The 17,131-nt window shown below is 52.7% G+C and carries 14 protein-coding genes; 7 read left to right on the forward strand and 7 right to left on the reverse strand.

Translation table 11 applies throughout. The features are described from left to right. Positions 1 to 245 precede the first annotated feature (245 nt). Positions 246 to 3,116: a DNA polymerase I gene (polA, locus tag TH63_RS18300; protein WP_048922966.1), complete on the forward strand. Its 2,871-nt coding sequence runs from the start codon at positions 246 to 248 to the stop codon at positions 3,114 to 3,116. A 102-nt stretch (positions 3,117 to 3,218) separates the two neighbouring features. Here polA and TH63_RS18305 read toward each other — a convergent pair whose 3' ends face one another. The 4 genes from TH63_RS18305 to TH63_RS18325 all read right to left on the reverse strand — a co-directional run bounded on the left by TH63_RS18305 (position 3,219) and on the right by TH63_RS18325 (position 7,414). Further along, on the reverse strand, positions 3,219 to 3,671 hold the full coding sequence (locus tag TH63_RS18305; RefSeq protein ID WP_048922223.1) for a lipocalin-like domain-containing protein: 453 nt from the start codon (positions 3,669 to 3,671) through the stop codon (positions 3,219 to 3,221). Between the two features lie 426 nt (positions 3,672 to 4,097). Further along, positions 4,098 to 4,568, reverse strand: a complete 471-nt coding sequence (locus tag TH63_RS18315; RefSeq protein ID WP_048922225.1) for a lipocalin-like domain-containing protein — start codon at positions 4,566 to 4,568, stop codon at positions 4,098 to 4,100. Between the two features lie 146 nt (positions 4,569 to 4,714). Then, positions 4,715 to 6,154 (reverse strand): SGNH/GDSL hydrolase family protein, encoded by a 1,440-nt coding sequence (locus tag TH63_RS18320; protein WP_048922226.1) that lies wholly within the window; start codon positions 6,152 to 6,154, stop codon positions 4,715 to 4,717. Positions 6,155 to 6,166: 12 nt separating this feature from the next. Then, a complete protein-coding gene (locus tag TH63_RS18325) occupies positions 6,167 to 7,414 on the reverse strand; it encodes an OmpP1/FadL family transporter (protein ID WP_048922227.1) in 1,248 nt (415 codons plus the stop codon). Between the two features lie 280 nt (positions 7,415 to 7,694). Between TH63_RS18325 and TH63_RS18330 the strand changes: the two genes are divergently transcribed. Beyond that, complete coding sequence (locus TH63_RS18330) at positions 7,695 to 8,588, forward strand: NAD(P)/FAD-dependent oxidoreductase (RefSeq protein WP_048922228.1); 894 nt, start codon at positions 7,695 to 7,697, stop codon at positions 8,586 to 8,588. A gap of 92 nt (positions 8,589 to 8,680) precedes the next feature. Here the strand turns inward: TH63_RS18330 and TH63_RS18335 are convergent, their stop codons facing one another. Then, entirely contained in the window at positions 8,681 to 9,508 is an 828-nt protein-coding gene (locus tag TH63_RS18335; RefSeq protein ID WP_048922229.1) for a cyanophycinase, read from the reverse strand. Between the two features lie 377 nt (positions 9,509 to 9,885). On the opposite strand from TH63_RS18335, the gene TH63_RS18340 reads away from it, so the two are divergent. Beyond that, positions 9,886 to 11,238 carry an MBL fold metallo-hydrolase gene (locus TH63_RS18340; RefSeq protein WP_048922230.1) on the forward strand — a complete coding sequence of 451 codons (1,353 nt, stop codon included), beginning with the start codon at positions 9,886 to 9,888 and terminating at the stop codon, positions 11,236 to 11,238. Positions 11,239 to 11,569: 331 nt separating this feature from the next. Then, positions 11,570 to 12,334, forward strand: a complete 765-nt coding sequence (locus TH63_RS18345) for a DUF481 domain-containing protein (protein WP_048922231.1) — start codon at positions 11,570 to 11,572, stop codon at positions 12,332 to 12,334. 246 nt (positions 12,335 to 12,580) lie between these two features. Here TH63_RS18345 and arfB read toward each other — a convergent pair whose 3' ends face one another. Further along, positions 12,581 to 12,988, reverse strand: coding sequence for an alternative ribosome rescue aminoacyl-tRNA hydrolase ArfB (arfB, locus tag TH63_RS18350; protein ID WP_048922232.1), 408 nt, complete (start codon positions 12,986 to 12,988; stop codon positions 12,581 to 12,583). 372 nt (positions 12,989 to 13,360) lie between these two features. On the opposite strand from arfB, the gene TH63_RS20430 reads away from it, so the two are divergent. Beyond that, positions 13,361 to 13,534: a hypothetical protein gene (locus TH63_RS20430; protein WP_156180716.1), complete on the forward strand. Its 174-nt coding sequence runs from the start codon at positions 13,361 to 13,363 to the stop codon at positions 13,532 to 13,534. Positions 13,535 to 13,627: 93 nt separating this feature from the next. On the opposite strand, the gene TH63_RS18355 is transcribed toward TH63_RS20430, so the two are convergent. Next, positions 13,628 to 14,146, reverse strand: a complete 519-nt coding sequence (locus TH63_RS18355) for a hypothetical protein (protein WP_048922233.1) — start codon at positions 14,144 to 14,146, stop codon at positions 13,628 to 13,630. A gap of 392 nt (positions 14,147 to 14,538) precedes the next feature. On the opposite strand from TH63_RS18355, the gene TH63_RS18360 reads away from it, so the two are divergent. Then, positions 14,539 to 14,934, forward strand: coding sequence for a BlaI/MecI/CopY family transcriptional regulator (locus TH63_RS18360; RefSeq protein ID WP_197088697.1), 396 nt, complete (start codon positions 14,539 to 14,541; stop codon positions 14,932 to 14,934). Then, entirely contained in the window at positions 14,931 to 17,108 is a 2,178-nt protein-coding gene (locus tag TH63_RS18365) for a M56 family metallopeptidase (RefSeq protein WP_048922234.1), read from the forward strand. The genes TH63_RS18360 and TH63_RS18365 overlap by 4 nt, the downstream gene beginning before the upstream one ends. Positions 17,109 to 17,131: the final 23 nt, after the last annotated feature.

Raw genomic sequence — 17,131 nt, forward strand, 5'->3', positions numbered from 1 at the left:
CGCTCGGAGGGAACAAATGAAACAACCAAGCATAAGGACTCAGGCAAGAAAGGATACTACGCGAGCAATGGCGGAAAAAGAATACAACACTCAGGCGACACCAGCCATCACGCCAGCTATAGCCAACTGCAAGCACCAAAGCGAAGGCAACAGAACTACAAGCATTGCCCTAACCTTCTCCGCGTTCCGCAGTTATATAGGGTAACCCATTGCACAACCGCGGCATTGCCCGTACCTTCGTTTCTATGAGTACACCAGACAAACGCCTGTTTCTGCTAGACGCCATGGCGCTCATTTACCGGGCCCACTTCGCGTTCAGTAAGAACCCCAGAATCAACTCCAAAGGCATGAATACCGGCGCCGCGCTGGGCTTTACCAACACGTTGGTAGACCTGCTCAACCGCGAGAAGCCTACCCATATTGGCGTGTGCTATGACGCGCCTTCCAAGACCTTCCGGCACGACAATTTTGTGGAGTACAAGGCCAATCGGCAGGCCATGCCCGAAGATATCTCCATCGCCATACCCTACGTGAAGAAGATTGTGGCCGCCTTCGGGATACCCGGCATGATGCTGGACGGGTTTGAGGCCGATGACATCATTGGCACGCTTTCCTGCAAGGCTGAGAAAGCCGGGTTTGACGTCTTCATGATGACCCCGGACAAGGACTACTATCAACTGGTCACCGACCACGTCTTCGTCTATAAGCCGGCGTTTCTGGGCAACGCCATTGAGGTCATAGACAAACCCAAGGTGCTGGAGCGCTGGGAGATCAGTAACGTAAAGCAGGTGATTGACATTCTGGGGTTGCAGGGCGATGCCGTGGATAATATACCCGGTATACCCGGAATAGGCGAGAAAACCGCGAAGACGCTCATCCAGAAATATGGGTCGGTGGAGAACCTCATTGCCCACTCCCATGAGCTCAAAGGCAAGCAGAAAGAGAACGTGGAAACGTATGCCGAGCAAGGCCTGATGTCCAAGGAACTGGCCACCATTCACCTGGACGTGCCCATTGACTTTGACGAGCAGGGCCTGCTGTATGAAGGCCCGGATATGGACAAGCTGGCTGCGCTGTTTGATGAGCTGGAGTTCCGGCAATTGGCCACCCGCGTGCTGGGTACCGCCTCGCCGGCCGTTCCAAAGCCCATCTCCAACAAACCCACTGTGGGCAAAGGCTTTAAGTCTGACAAGCCTATGGGGCAGACCTCTTTGTTTGACATGCCTGCGGGGGAGACCATGGCCCCGGAAGAAGGTGCCGAACGGGAAACCGCCGGTGGGGAATATGTAACCGGCATCAGGAAAACCATTGACACCACTTTGCATGAATACCATTTGCTGACCACCCCAGAACAACGGCAGCAATTGCTTAAATATTTAAAACTGCAGAAAGAGGTGTCCTTTGACACCGAGACCACCAGCATAGACGCCATTACGGCCCGTCTGGTGGGCATCTCATTCTGTTATCTGCCTGGCGAGGCCTATTACATACCGGTGCCCCCACAGGATGAGGACGCCGCCCGCGAGATAGTGCAGGAGTTCAAGGAGATTCTGGAGAGCCCCACCATTACCAAGATTGGCCAGAACATTAAGTATGACCTGGTGGTGCTGCAGCGCTACGGCATAGACGTGCAAGGTCCGCTCTTTGACACCATGCTGGCCCACTACCTGCTGGAGCCCGACATGCGCCACAACATGGACCTGCTCGCCGAGACGTATCTGCACTACACCCCCATCGCTATTGAAACGCTGCTGGGCAAAGGCAAGCACCAGCTCACCATGGATAAGCTGCCCGCTTTGCAGATTTATGAATATGCCTGTGAAGACGCAGATGTCACCCTGCAACTCAAAAACTACTTTGACCCACTTTTAGAAAAACAAGGCCTGAAACGCCTGTTCAATGACGTGGAGAACCCGCTGGTGCGCGTGCTGGGCCACATGGAGCGCGAAGGCGTAAGCATAGACGCTGAGGCGCTGGCCGAGTCTTCAGTCTCACTGCAGGCCAGCATACAGGAAATTGAGCAGAAGATCTTCAACCTGGCGGGCATGGAATTCAACATCGGGTCGCCTAAGCAGTTGGGTGAGGTGCTGTTTGACCGTATGCAGTTGGGCGGAAATAAGATCAAAAAAACCAAAACCGGGCAGTATGCCACCGGCGAAGAGATCTTGTCCAAGCTGGCCTTTGAGCACGAGATTGTGCAGCTCATTCTGGACCACCGGCAACTCACCAAACTCAAGAGCACCTACGTGGACGCCCTGCCGCAATTGATTTGCAAAGAGGATAACCGTCTGCACACATCTTACAACCAGGCCGTGGCCGCTACCGGCCGATTGAGCTCCACCAACCCCAACCTGCAGAACATCCCCATCAGGACAGAGAAGGGCCGCGAGATACGCAAAGCCTTCGTGCCCCGTGATGAAAACCACGTGCTGCTGTCTGCAGATTATTCGCAGATTGAGCTAAGAATCATGGCGCACTTCAGCAATGACGCCACCATGAAAGAGGCCTTCCAGAAGGGCTTGGACATTCACGCTTCTACGGCCGCCAAGGTGTTCCACGTGCCCGTGGAGGAGGTGGACTCAGACATGCGCCGCAAGGCTAAGACCATCAACTTCGGGATCATCTACGGTATCTCCGCGTTCGGCCTGGCCGAACGCCTGGCTATTCCGCGCCGCGAGGCCGCCGAGATCATTGAAGCCTATTTCCAGGAGTTTCCGGCGGTGAAGCAGTACATGGACAGCGCCATCAACGAGGCCCGCGAGAAGGAATTTGTGGAGACCCTGCTGGGCCGCCGCCGCTACCTGCGGGATATCAACAGCCGCAACCAGAACGTACGCGGCTACGCCGAACGAAACGCCATCAACGCACCTATCCAGGGCACTGCGGCAGACATCATCAAGATTGCCATGATCAACATTGACCAATGGCTGCGCGAGCAGAAGCTGGCCAGCCGCATGATCTTGCAGGTGCATGATGAATTGGTGTTTGACGTGCTTAAAGACGAATTACCTATTGTGCAGCCTAAGATTGAGGAGCTCATGAAAAACGCCTTCCCGCTGAGCGTACCTATGGAGGTGGGCCTGGGAACCGGTGAGAACTGGCTACAGGCGCACTAGCCGTTTTAGGGCCGTTTTCCTAAAAACAAGCCCAAAACAGAAATACTTATAAACAGAAAAGGAAGCCTTGGGCTTCCTTTTCTGTTTATGGTACGGGCCAGGTTATTGCCCGGCAAAGGTGAGATTGAAGGTGGTATTGGTGCCGCTGATAGCCTGCTCTGTAGTGAGCTTAAGGGTGGTAGCTGTGATTTCCACTACTTTATAGGTATTGGAGCTGCCAGATTCAGTAGTTATGAGAGTCTTATTATCAAGGGTGTAGGTTCCAGACTCATACACCTGCGCAGAATTAGGATCACACTTACTGGGGCCTTCATTTATTTCATAAGAGCCATTGTCTGAGAACTTCCAGAGGTCATCCTGGTCGCAGGGCTCCATGTCTGAATAGATATCATAGGAAGCAGGCCCTTGGGCCGCTGTGAAGGCGGTTATTTTCCAGCTCTTGCCGGTCAAAAGCTTTTTGTCATCTGGTTTTTCGTCCTCATCATCATCGTTACACGCGGTAAAGGATAAAGAGAAAATGGCCAGAATAGTGAGGAGCAAATAATGTTTTTTCATGGGCTCTTAAAAATTAGGGTAAAGAATGGGGATTAAACGGAGCTAAAACAGTTTAAGATGTAATTGATTCAAGATGACGGGAAACGTTTCTTGTAAGGCAATCAAAATCAGGGATAAAAAAAGCAACAGAGATTTAAACCTATCCTTGTTTATCCTTTTTGATTTATATAAATCCAATAAAAAGAAGGATATTTTAAATTACGAGAGGAGGCTGGAGAAGTTGGCGGAGAGAAAGATTACTGTTGTTTTCTTTGTGGCCTTAACCAGTGGCAGACGCAAATCAATTTAGATATCTGTTTGGATGTTCCTTAAGGCCCACAAAAAAGCCGGAACCCTTGGCCTTACTATGAATTCACAATAAGGCCAAGGGTTCCGGCTTAATTTTTACTACTTGAGTGCCTGGCAAAGGTCAGAAGGCAAGGGGTTTTACATGGCCGTCATTTTCACCGTGCCGGTGACGGGCAGGCCAGAGATGCTTTCATTAAAGTCAGCGGTAAGGGTAGTGGCAGTCAGTTCCTTTATGGTCAGTTTCAGTTCAGTCACGGGCAGGCCAGCCGTAAGCCCCGGCGCTGATAAGGTCATTACGTCACCCTCTATTTTCCAGGTGCCCTGGGTTTGCTGGGGAGCGGCGGGGTCACACTTGGTGGCTCCTTCATTGGCTAACAGCACATTGCCGGGCTTGAACTCCAGGTAATTGTCTTTCTGGCAGCTCTCAAGGGAGGCATAGTAGTCAATGGTCCCTATCAAGATGTTAGACACGGTAAAGCCCGTGATCTGCCACCGCTTGTTCTGTACCATTTCCTCCTTGGTAGGGGCTGGGTCTTCATCGTCTTTGCTACAGGCGGTGGTAAATAGGGTGGCGCAAAATAAAAGCAGGAGGAGTGGGTAGTTCTTCATAAGCCGTCAAATAAAACTCTTTATACGAAACTGCTTTAAAACTACTTAAATCCTAAAAGAAAAACTGCGGAAGTTAAAGCCTGGGCAAAGTAAAAGACCAGCCGTTGGGGCTGGTCTTTTGAGAATTGTAAAGAAAGTAGCTCTCCTTATGGGATAAGCACACTCCGGAATTGAGTTATGTCAATAGTGGGGATGGAGGTATTGTATTTGGTGTTGATAGCTTTTATCATCTCATTAGCAATAACGGCATAGCCTCTAGGCGTAGGGTGTACTCCGTCCAGAGAAAACAGATTGCCTGTAATATACGCTGGTGAGTAGGAAACGCCATTCATGCTGAAAGGAGTTTGAATACTGTTAAAGAACTCAAAGGCATCAAATACAGCTAAATCGTTTGCCTGTGCCACCGCCTTAATAGTATTGTTATAGGCAGTTGTAGCAGCCTGGATATCGGCTTGTTCGTCTGCGTCTAACACCAAAGCACTAGGCAAAGGGTTTTCACCGCTTAAACCAAACATCTTGGTTGTGTCAAGCTGGTAGGTTTGTAAGTACCTTCTAATCTCCTGGTCTCTGGCGGCGGCATCAGTCGGGAATTTTGCGCGTGCCTGATCTCTCCAGTATCTGCCAGTAGGCTGTCCCAGAAGACCCAGATAGGCGGTAGAAGTAAGAGTGAATAAGGTGGTACCGGTGGTGCCTGATCTGATATCGTTACGAGGGATAACTTTGCGGCTCGCTCCACTTTTGGTAAGCGCTACCACGGCTGTTACCGCGGCTGGTAACCCGGCTTTGAACGTAGGGCCCACTGTGGTAAAGAAAGGAACTGCCCGAACATCTGGAATAGTAGCGACAATACCCTTAGCAGTCTTGTTTCTGGAAAGGCCAGCAACTAGTTGGGAGTAAATGGCTGAGAACTGAGCAGGAGCGGTGATTCCTCCAAATGGGTTAGCGGGGTCTTCTACACCGCCAGCAGTGGCATACCCCAACACGTCATTGTTTCCTAACCAAACAGAAAAGAAGGTAGGCTGTGTGGCCACTACTTTCTCTATGTAGCTCTTCTGCCCTACCTCTGCATCTGGCAACAGACGTTCAAAGTAAGGGTTAACGCCTCCGTACAGAGGGGTGGCGCTAGCCAAAATAGAGATGCCCGGGACTCCCCAGTTATTCACTGCCCCAGAGAATTTAGTAAGCCTAGGCCCACCAGGCAAAGGTGCTACATCTTTTCTTATGGCTAAGTTATTAGTGACAGGCACTAGCATAGGGGCGCCGCTAGCAGAGAAACCACCCAAACGGATATACCCTGCCCCATTCTCCTGGCCAGGCTGGAACAATGGTTGAATAAATGCGCCGCCTCCCACATACCCAAACTGATTGGCTAAGATGTTAGGGTACGAGTACACTTGACCTTCCAGATACAGGCCATTGTCCTGGTACCCGGCGGTAAGGGAGTTACCTACGGCCACATATTTTGATAAGTCAAGGCTGCCTTTGCTCAGGACAACGTCATCTTCAAATTCGGGCTCACAACCCGCAAAGAGGAAAGCGCTGGAAAGAAGGGCTACGGTGCCCAGTCTGTGTAATATATTTCTCATACTATGTAAAAATTAAAACTTGTAGTTAAGCCCAACCCCAGGGATGTAGGCAATTGACTTAAAGGTACCTGGTACGCCACCAGAGCCTTTGGCATCATCGGTGCGCTCTTTCTTGTTGATGTACAGGAACGAAGCGTCTAAATCTACCTTCTCAGACAGGGCCAGGGTTAAACCGGTAGATACCCCTCTAGAGTCTGCATCTGGCGTTTCTGGGGTGAGGTAACCAGACTGAACCGGAGACTGGTCATAATACCCGCCGGCACGTACCGTCAAAATATCAGACACCTGGTACTGCAAGCCTAAACGGTAAATGAACACATCTTCATAGTTGCGGGGGCTTTCGCTGGAAGTAACCCCAGGGCCGCCGGCGTTGCCGTTAAAGTCAAAGCGCAGAGATTTATAGGCGCTCCACTGTACCCGCTGCAAGTCAACGGCAATAGTGAGTTTATCGGTGGGTTTAAACCCAACCCCTAAGGTAATGTTGGCCGGCAATGGCAGGGTAGCGTCAAATTGGGTGGCGGTAAAGCTAGGAGCCAGCACTGGAGCCGTAGGCAGCGTGAAAGTCACATCTCCTTCTTTTACCTCCATCTCTACCTTTGAGCGATAGGTTAACCCCAACGAAAGCTTATCTGTAGGTTTAAAGAAAACGCCCACGTTAAAGCCCATACCGCTGGCGGCGCCGTCTAGTTCAAGACCGCTTTCCACACCGTTAGAAGAGATCAAAGGAATGCTTCTTTGCAGGTTCACTTTACCGGTAGAGTAAACAAAGCCAGCGCCAATGCCAATCTTGTCATTCACCTGGTAGCTGATGGTAGGCTGAATGAAGATGGCCTGCAAGGTTAGCTCATTCAAGCCGAAGCGTCCTTGCCAGGTGTCTCCCCAGTTCACGGAAGAACCGTAAGGGGTGTAAATACCAATACCAAAACGCAGGGGGCTATCTTCTTTGCCAAAAGAGGCATAGACCTGGAAAGGCGTGCTGATCTTGTTATCTGTCTGGGCTTCAGAAACGCCCGGAAAGGGCTCACGGTAAGCAATTTTGGAGTTCAACGCACTTACGCCCAGTTGTATACCGTTTTGGCGCAAATGGGCCAGGGCTCCGGGGTTAAAGAAGATGCTGCTTTGGTCAAGGGCCAGGCCGGTTCCGGTGTGGCCCATGCCTAACTGCTTTTGCCCCTGAAGGTTAGCCTGGAAGCCACCCGCGTTGGCGACGCCTGCAGAGAGCATGGCACATCCCAAAAAGGCTAGTAATTTACTTTTCATGCGTTTGCTAGTTAAAAATAGGTAAAATTATTTCTTGTGGATTTGGTAACCAAATATAGAAAAATTGCACACAGTTTCGCATAGTGTTATGCATAAGCACTATATTTTTTCATTTTTTAATTTTATTGCCTGGTCATGCTTTTGCCGGCCCAGCGGCAAAGATTTGTCTCCTCTGCCTCTTTCTGGCAGTTTCAAGGGTTTTTGTCACAAAAATGCGGGCAGAACCTAGCCCCTTTTCCGCCAGATGCGTTTATGCATTTCTGGCTAAGCAAGAAAGAAAATGTATGATGTTTTAATAGTAGGAGGCGGGCCGGCCGGCCTGAGCGCCGCCATGCTGCTGGGGCGCTGTATGCGGAAAGTTGCACTATTTGATACCGGTCAATACCGCAACTCCTATTCACATGCCATGAACGGGTTCATCTCCCGTGACGGCACCCCGCCGCAGGAGTTTCTGGAACTGAGCCGGCAAGATCTGGAAAAGTATGAGGTGGAGTTCAAGCAGAAACGCATTGTACAGATCACCAAAGAGGGGGAGCTGTTCAAAGCCTGTGATCAGGACAACCAGGTCTATATCTCCAGAAAGGTGTTGCTGGCCACGGGCCTGTGTGACCGGTGGCCCAAACTGGAAGGGGCAGAAGCCTTCTACGGCTCCAGCATTCACCACTGCCCGTATTGTGACGGGTATGAGTCTAAAAACAAACCGCTGGCGGCATATGGCAAGAACCGTGACGCCGTTGGCCTTTCGCTCTCGCTTAAAACCTGGAGCAGTGACGTGATGCTGTTTACAGACGGTACCAAAAAACTATCCCGGGCAGACCGCGAGCTGCTGGCGCGCAACAAGGTAAAGGTAAACCTGCTGCCCATAGAGCGTCTGGAAGGCGAAGGCGGGCACCTGCAGCGCATTGTGCTCAAAAACGGCGAGGTGGAAGACCGTGAAGCCCTGTTCTTTGCCACCGGTTCAGACCAGCACTCAGACCTGGCCGCGCAACTGCAGTGTGACTTCACCAGCAAAGGCGTGGTGAAAACCTACAAGCACCAGCAAACCAATGTGCCCGGTCTGTACGTGGCCGGTGACGCCGCCCGTGACATGCAACTGGTCATTGTGGCGGCCGCCGAAGGCACCAAAGCCGGGGTGGCCATTAACATGGAACTGCAGAAAGAATTCAGGTTGTAGGGTTTGCCCCAGCTAGAAATGAGTCGTCCCGTTTTGGGCCTGTTTTTCAGAAAACAGGCCCAAAACGGGACGATTTGCTATAAGGCTAAACGCTATACCTTAGCGGAGGTGTTGCGCTTTACCTGCGAGAGTTTCCGGAAGGCCCGGTCCTGGATGCAGTATTCATGGCCTTCCACCAGCAGGTGCATGGTCAGGTTCTCAATGGCGATAGGGTCGCCTTCCTCCACATCCTTCAGGTTAGAGTAGCTTACCTGGGAGCCATCCATAATGGTGACCACCCCGGCCCCGAAGACCTCAATGTGGTTGTTGTGCTTGATGATGATACCCGTCTCTTCGCCTAGCCCAATGCCAATGAACTCAGGGCGCTTAGAGACGGCGTGCGCTAGGCGGCCAAAGCGGCCCCGCTCCGTGAAATGGGTGTCAATAAACACGTTGTTGATAAAAGAGAGTCCGTCTGTGGTTTTCACCTCGCCCTTCATGAGGGAGTAAGAGCCGTACCCTTCATAGATCATGCGGTTAGACATGGCGGCGGCCCCGGCGCTGGTGCCGGCAATGGTGATTTCCTCCTCAATGAACCGGCGTTGCATAAGGTGGTGCAGCTTTGAGCCGCTCAGAAACTCCTTTAGTCTAAGCTGGTTGCCGCCGGTGAAAAAGATCACCTCGGCCTGTTCAATACGGGTAATATAGTCCTGTGAGTCTGCCTTGTTATCTTCGTCAATATGCATGAACCGCACGCTGTTGCAGCCCAGTTCTTCAAACGCTTCTTTGTAAGCCTGCCCAGATTCCATGGGCTCTAAGGTGGCGGTAGTGATCACCTCAATGTTAGATTCCACGCTACAGATCTCTGAGCGGATAAGATTGATTAAGCCGTCATCGTCACCGCCGCCAAGCGCAATAAGGGTTCCTTTAGGGTGTTGCATAGAAATAATCACAAAAAAATAGTAAACGGTAAACAGGGCAATGCCCCAGGTGCGCCGGGGTCAAAACTACAAGATTTGCCCAGATGCACAAGATACGGGCGCCTTGCAGGGCCAGAAAAATTAAGGTGAAAACCAGAGAGGTGCGGTCAAAAGAGACCTTTAACCATTATCTTCTTCGGCCCTTCTTCTAAAAGGGTGCTTTGCCAGGCCTACCCCGCTTCGCTTTTATGCGTACACGTGGACCAGACAAAGTACTGTTACGGAAGGGTGGTTCTTAAAGCTACTCCCTTGGCAGGACCTGGAATAGCCAGCGTACCTGAGCGCAGGACTGCCCGGCTATGGTACAACACCACAACCGCTTTATTAATCCCATACCTATGAAAATTCATCAGTTTGAAGATAAAGGCCTGGCCCACTTCTCTTACGTGATCATGAGTGACGCCGAGATTGCGGTAATTGACCCCACCCGCAACCCCCGGCAATATGAGGAGTTTGCCATGCTGCATGACGCCCGCATTACCACCGTCATAGAAACGCACCCCCACGCCGACTTTGTGAGCGGGCACCTGGAGCTCTCAGATGCCAAACAAGCCACCATCTACGTGAGCGCGGCGGTAGGGGCCGAGTACCCGCACACCACCTTTGATGAGGGGCAGGAAATCACGGTGGGCAAGGTGACGCTACGGGCCATCAATACCCCCGGCCATTCGCCGGACAGCATCTCGGTGCTGCTCCTGGACGAGGAAGGCAAGGAGCACGCGGTCTTTACCGGAGATGCCCTTTTTGTAGGTGATGTGGGCCGCCCCGACCTTCGGGAAGACGTTGGGCAGGAAACTGCCACCCGCGAAGACCTGGCCCGCCAGATGTACCATACCACCCGCCAGAAACTGATGACCCTGCCAGACCACGTGCTGGTGTACCCGGCGCACGGGGCCGGCAGCCTCTGCGGCAAAGCCCTCAGTGAGGAAAAGTCCAGCACCATTGGCGCCGAAAAGCTTTCTAACCGCGCCCTGCAGCCCATGTCTGAAGAGGCCTTTGTAGCCTTTATTACCGCCGACCAGCCGTTTGTGCCCCGGTACTTTGCCTATGACGTAGAGCTGAACCGCAAAGGGGCCTCCAAGTTTGATTCTTCTACCAAAAAGGTACCGGTACTGGAACCGGGGACTGAACTGGAAGAGGAAGGGCTGGTGATTGATACCCGGCCCCGGGAGCAGTTCAAAAAAGGACACCTGCCCAAGGCCATCAACCTGCAGGACGGCCCCAAGTTTGAGACCTGGCTGGGCTCCATTGTCAACCCCGAGGAAAAGTTCTACCTCATTTCTGATGACGAGGAAACCCTGAGGGAACTGATTGCCAAAACGGCCAAGATTGGCTACGAGCGCTTTATCTGCGGAGCCCTGGCGGCCGCCCCGGTAGAAAGCACGGAAACCCTCCCCGACCTGGACCTGGCCCAGTTCAAGGCCCACCCAGAAAACTACACCATTGTAGATGTGCGAAACGAGAGTGAGGTAAAGGAAAAACGCATCTTCCCAAACGCGGTAGAAATACCCCTCCCTGAACTGCGGGAGCGCCTGGACGAAATTCCCACCGACAAACCCATTGTGGTGCATTGTGCGGGTGGTTACCGGTCGGCGGCTGGGGCCAGCATAGTGGCTATAGGCGTGGAAGACGTGCCCGTCTATGACCTCAGCGAAGCCATCCAGGAATTCAATCCGCCTGCCACCAAGTAGTCTTAAGTTTAATCTTCGGCGTAGCCGATAACAAGGGAAACCTGTTTTGGGTGTGTTTTGTGGAAAACGATCCCAAAACAGGTTTTTAGTTTCAGGGCGGTACTCTCAAAGACGGGGCCTTTTCAGGGTTGGGTTTGTCGCCTTGGGCGCTGTTTTATACTTTAGGGGATAAGGGCTGCCTGAAAATTGGCAGCGGCCGGCGGCTTAGCCCAAAGTCTTTCCTTTGCCTGTTTTGATTTTCATGCTTCTTTTTGGGTGCCTGGTTTTGAGCCGTGGCGCTGTTTTGCTTATGCTTTTTCTGGTGCGTTTTTCCTGCTGTTGCCTCTTCCTATTGTTCTTCTCTTCTCCCGCCTGGGCCCAGATCCTGAATGTGGAAAAGACCCGGGTGGAGCGGGATTCTTCCCATTACTTCACGGGTAAACTGGGCCTGAACCTCAACCTGTTTAACCGCCCGGTGGGCAAAGAAGGCCTGACGGATCATTTTATTGGGCTCACCGGCAACGGCAACGTAGGCTACGTGTCTGAGCACAATACGTACCTGTTGCTGGGTTCTTACAACTACGTGCGCCTGCGCGGCGAGACCCAGGTAGAGACCGGCTACGTGCACGGGCGCGTGACCTTTAACCGCCAGGCCCGCCTGTCTTATGAGGCCTACGCCCAAACGCAGTATGACTACAACCGGGGGCTGGAACTGAGAGCGCTGGTGGGGGCGGGCATTAGGTACGCGGTAGTCAGAAAGGAGAACCTCAGGTTTTACCTGGGCACCAGCGTGATGGGGGAGCATGAACGGTGGCACAACCTGCAGGAGAACTTCTACATCCGGAAAGATATTCCCAAGCTGTCTACCTACGCCAGCGTGCGGCTGCCCCTGAACCCGTACCTGGAGCTGAGCAGCATCCATTATTACCAGGTAGGATATGACCAGCCCGCCAGGATGTGGCGCCACCGGTTCAGCGGAGACTTCTCCCTGGTCATGAAGATCAACAAGTGGTTTCAGCTCACCACCAACTTCTCGCACACCTATGAGAACCGGCCCATTGTGCCCATCCCCAGTTACCTCTACAGCCTCACCAACGGTATTCAGGTAAGCTTTTAAAGGAGTCCTGAGTGGGAACTGATTTAGGCCTGTTTTCCGGAAAACGGACTCAAAACAGGCTAACGCTTCCGATACTCGACACCACCTACTAAACGCTGACTCCCCCCTTGAGGGGGGCGAAGGGGGGTGTTTACAAAGGAGAGGCTACTGGCCCAGACGCTCGCAGGTCCTCCGGATGCTACGATGTCTTTAAAGCAGGTGCCCTTGCGTTTTAAGCCTGTTTTCCGGAAAACGGCCTCAAAACGCTTACTCCTCCCCGGAGCCGCCGGTTCTGCGGTTGGCTTTCTTCTGCCCTTGCTTTTGTTTGGCTACCAGTCTTTTCTGCACCGCGGCCCTTGAGGGAGTGGTTCGCTTGCGGGGCTTGGGCCGGTGCAGGGCCTGTTCCAACACTTCATACAGCTTCTGTACCACTAACTCTTTGTTGACCAACTGGCTGCGGTTGTCCTGGCTGGCCAGGTGCAGGAAGCCTTCTTTGTTGAGTTTAGGGCTAAGCTTTTCCAGGAGCAATTCCTTCTGGTGCGGGGTAAGCAAGGCAGAGTTCTCAATGGAAAACCACACTTCTACCCTGCTGGCCACTTTGTTCACGTTCTGCCCGCCCGGGCCGCTGCTGCGCGAGGTCTGAAAGTTCAGTTCTGGGGTAAGGTCTGGTAGCATAGAATTCTGTACGTAAGGGCGCTGGCGCTGGTGTGTCCCGCGGGGAAGCGCCGGCCTGTGTATACCGGCCGGCGGGCGGGAAAGTTGCCTCCAAAATTGTCCGGTCACCCACTGTCCGGTCCTGAACATTTTCCGTTCGGGACCGGACATCCTTAACGTTTTATTTTATTTATAACTATCTGTAAATCAACAATTTATTGTATTGGCACAGTATTAGGAAAGGTAGGGTAGAACGAGGGTAATAAAATTGACCGCTACCCGCCTCTTAATGGCCGCGGAAACTGAAAAAGCCCTCACTTACTCCTCGGCGGCCTGCCGCAAATGTGAACTGAAAGAAGTTGAAAACGAAAAAAAAATTAAAACAATAAAGCCATGAAAGTTATCATTTTATTATTCGCGATGTGTTTTGGATCTGGGTTGGCCTTGAAAGATGCCTTGAGTGGACTTAACTACCAGCAAGAAGTGATCTACCTTGACCAGACCACCCAGCCAGCGCCTTCTCTGGCCGCCGACAGCGTGGGCCAGGACGTGAAAGAGTGCGTGTAAACCCTCCAGCCGCCCAAGCTGTTTTAAGGCCGTTTTTGGTAAAGTAGCCTGAAAACAGAAACCGTGGCGGCTTCCCCCTCCCCTTAAAGGAAACTAGTCTTTCTTCTTGTTCTTGCCAGACGGGCTGAAAATTCCCTTAATGATTTCCATGGGCCCAGGCGGCTTCTCTTTTACCAGTACATACCTGATGGAGAAGGCGCCGCCCAGGTTAAACCAGTTCTCATGCTTGATATGGAACGCCGGTTTCAGGTCAGCGGACAGTAGTAACGGAAGGCCGTTCAGCTTGTACTCTATGCCGGTAATGGCGTCAAACCCGTAAATGGTGCCGTAGTCCTTCAGGTGACCCGCGTGCACGCCCCCACCCAGGTAGTAATTCAGGCGTTGGCCCAGCATAGGAAAATGCTGCTCCCCTAACACGGTAACGGCCACCTCACGGGGCGCGGCCGTGACCAGGCCCTCCAGGGTGGTCTTCTCCAGAATCTTCTGCTGCAGGGTAAGCCCGAAATCATCACTACCGATTCTTACGCCGGCGGCGGTCTTATAGCGCTGGGCCAGGGCAGGCAAGGTGCCTAAAAGGGAGAAGCCGAGAACCAGCAGGAATAATTTTTTCATAGGGTAAAGTACGGAAGAGAAATCAAGACCGTGGCAACAGCCCACGGAGAAAGTCTGCTTTTGGAACGCCGGTCGGTTCTGGTTTCTTGCCTTGCGTGGCGCAAATTGCTTCTTTAGCCATCGGGGTTCATCTCTTTGCTGAGATTTCCTTTCAGCGTAGCCCCGTCAGTATTTTCTGAAATCAATTTTAAAAGGCTGAAAGGAAATGATTTGCCTTTGGTGGCCAACTAATCTATTCTTGATGATATCTATGGGAGGAGGTCTGTGCCGGGCAGGTGCTTTGTTAAAGTATGTTAAAGTACGAAAAAATTCGTGTGTGAAGATTCTCTTTTACGAAACTATTCGTATACTTGCCTACGAAGTTTGTCGTAGATGAAAGCAAACCGTATAGAATGATGGAAGAGAACATACCCCTTAAGCCCACCGAGACGGAACTGGAGATTCTGCAAGTTCTGTGGCAAAACGGCCCCAGCACGGTTAGGTTCGTGAACGAGGCCCAGAATAAAACCAAGGAAACCGGCTATACCACTACGCTTAAGCTGCTGCAGATCATGCACGAGAAAAACCTGGTGAGGCGCGATGAGGAAAGCCGCTCGCACGTGTACCAGGCGGCCGTCACCGAGGAGGAAACCCAGCAGCACCTGTTGGGGCGGTTCCTGGACACCACCTTCAGGGGGTCGGCTATGAAGCTGGTCATGCAGGCCCTGGGCAACCACACCACTACCCCCGAAGAGCTTGACCAGATACGCACCCTGTTAAACCAACTAGAGAAAGGAGGCCATCAATGAACCCGCTCCACCTATTTCTGCCCGAAGCCATTGTAAAAGCCCTGGGCTGGACTCTGCTGCATTCCCTCTGGCAGGGTGCCCTGCTGGCTGTCTTGCTCTCCTTGCTGCTGTTGGTCTTGCACCGGCATTCGGCCCGCATCAGGTACCGCGTGGCCAGCCTTTCTATGGGGCTGCTGCTGGTCATGGCCGGCATTACGTTCTTTCAGGTGTATGAACCAGCTACCGCGGGGCAGGTCACTTCCATAAGCCAGGCTGCTGCTGCCACTACTACACAGGCGCCCATGGCAGTGCTCCCTGAGGCAGGGTGGTGGGCCACGGTGACCCATGAATTCCAGGGCTACTTTGGGCGGCACCTGCCGCTTATTGTCACGGTCTGGCTCTTAGGGCTAACGGCTATGCTATTGCGTCTAGTGGGCGGCTGGGCCTATACCCGCCGATTAAGAAGCTATCACTTAAAACCCCTTCCCTTGGAATGGCAGCAACGGGTGCAGATCCTGAGCCAGAAACTAGGCTTAAAGAAACTGGTGCAGCTAGCCGAGTCAGGCCTGGTAAAAGTGCCGGCCGTGGTAGGACATTTGCAGCCCATTATCCTATTACCGTTGGGGACCGCCGCCGGACTTAGTCCTGCGCAGCTAGAGGCCATTCTGGCGCATGAACTGGCCCACGTGAGCCGCCATGATTACCTCATGAACCTGCTACAGTGTGTGGTAGAGGCCCTGTTCTTCTTCCACCCAGCGGTGTGGTGGATCTCAGAAAACATACGGGCAGAGCGTGAGCACTGCTGTGATGACCTGGCCCTTACCCTCTGCGACAATTCCCTTACTTATGCTTACGCGTTAACCAATCTTGAAGAAATTCTTATGAAAAAACCTGTGTCAAACCCCCAGCTTGCCATGACGTTCTCTGGCAAGAAACGCTCCCTGTTAAGCCGCATCAAGCGGCTGGTGCAAGGCCCTTCATTAAGGCCATCTTTCTCTGAAGGCTTCATGGCGGCCTGCGTGCTTATGGTAGGCATCCTGCTCTTCTCTGTCAGCGCCATGGCCTACCAGACAGAAACCACGCCTAAGAAAGCCACCGCCACCCCTCCCAAAGCCGTACCGGCCAAAGCAACCCCGGCTAAGGAGGCAACTACTACAATTGTTTCGGTGCCGGCTCCAGAAAAGCAGACCCAGTACGTATCAGTCGCCGCGCCGGCCAGGGAAGAGGGTACCCGGGCCCAGTACCTGCAGCAAGGTGGCAATGACCTAATTATTGTGCGTAACAAGAAAGGCAAGATCATTGAGCTGTACGTGAACGGCAAGAAAATCCCCAGCGGGCAGATAAGCCAATACCAGTCTGAGATAGACGCTAGCCTGAACCGCACCAAGAACGCCGAGAAACTAAGAGACAAAGACGAGGTGAGCCGGGCCATGAACTCGGCGCGCAGTGAGTTGGCGCGGGTAGAAAGAAGATCCTCTATGGGGCAAGGTATCCGGAGGGCTCCTTTCCCTCCCATGCCCCCAATGCCGCCCATGGCCGGTTTCGGACAAGGTGGGCCAGGCGTGCCTCCACCCCCAGCACCTCCGGCTCCGCCCGTATCGCCTATGTCGCCAGACGGGAAAGTCTCTAAAAAGGACCAGGCCCGCTATGACAAAGAAATGAAAGCCTATGAGGTTGAAATGAAGAAATTTGAAGCCGAAATGGAAAAATACGGCGAAGAAATGGGCCAATACGCCAGCCGGATGGGAACCCGCGTTGGCGGAAGCGCCGAGGCTTTGGCCCGCCGCCATGCCGCCATGGCAGAAAGAAATGGTCGCCTGGCCGAAGAAGCCGGGCGCAGAGTTGTAGAGCGGGAACGGATAGCGATCCAGCGCAACGGGGAACACGAACGCCGCATGAAAGACCATGAAAAACGTATGGAGGCCCACAATGAGCGCATGAAAAAGCATGAGGCCATGATGAAGGAGCTAAAAGCAGAACTGGTCAAAGACGGTTTCATCAAAACCCCCGAGGGCGACTATACCTTCAAGCTGGACAAGACTGGCCTGTATGTCAATGACAAGAAACAATCTGATAGCCTGTACCAGAAATACAAAAAGCTTATCTCTAAAGCGCAGGGCGAAGACATTGACATTACCCTCAAGAAAGACGGCAGCAACTTCACCATCAACCAGAAGCGGGAAACCAAAGACTAAGCTTTCCTTCTCTAGGCAAAAAC

This window comes from Rufibacter radiotolerans, assembly GCF_001078055.1.
GTDB classification, from domain to species: Bacteria; Bacteroidota; Bacteroidia; order Cytophagales; family Hymenobacteraceae; genus Nibribacter; species Nibribacter radiotolerans.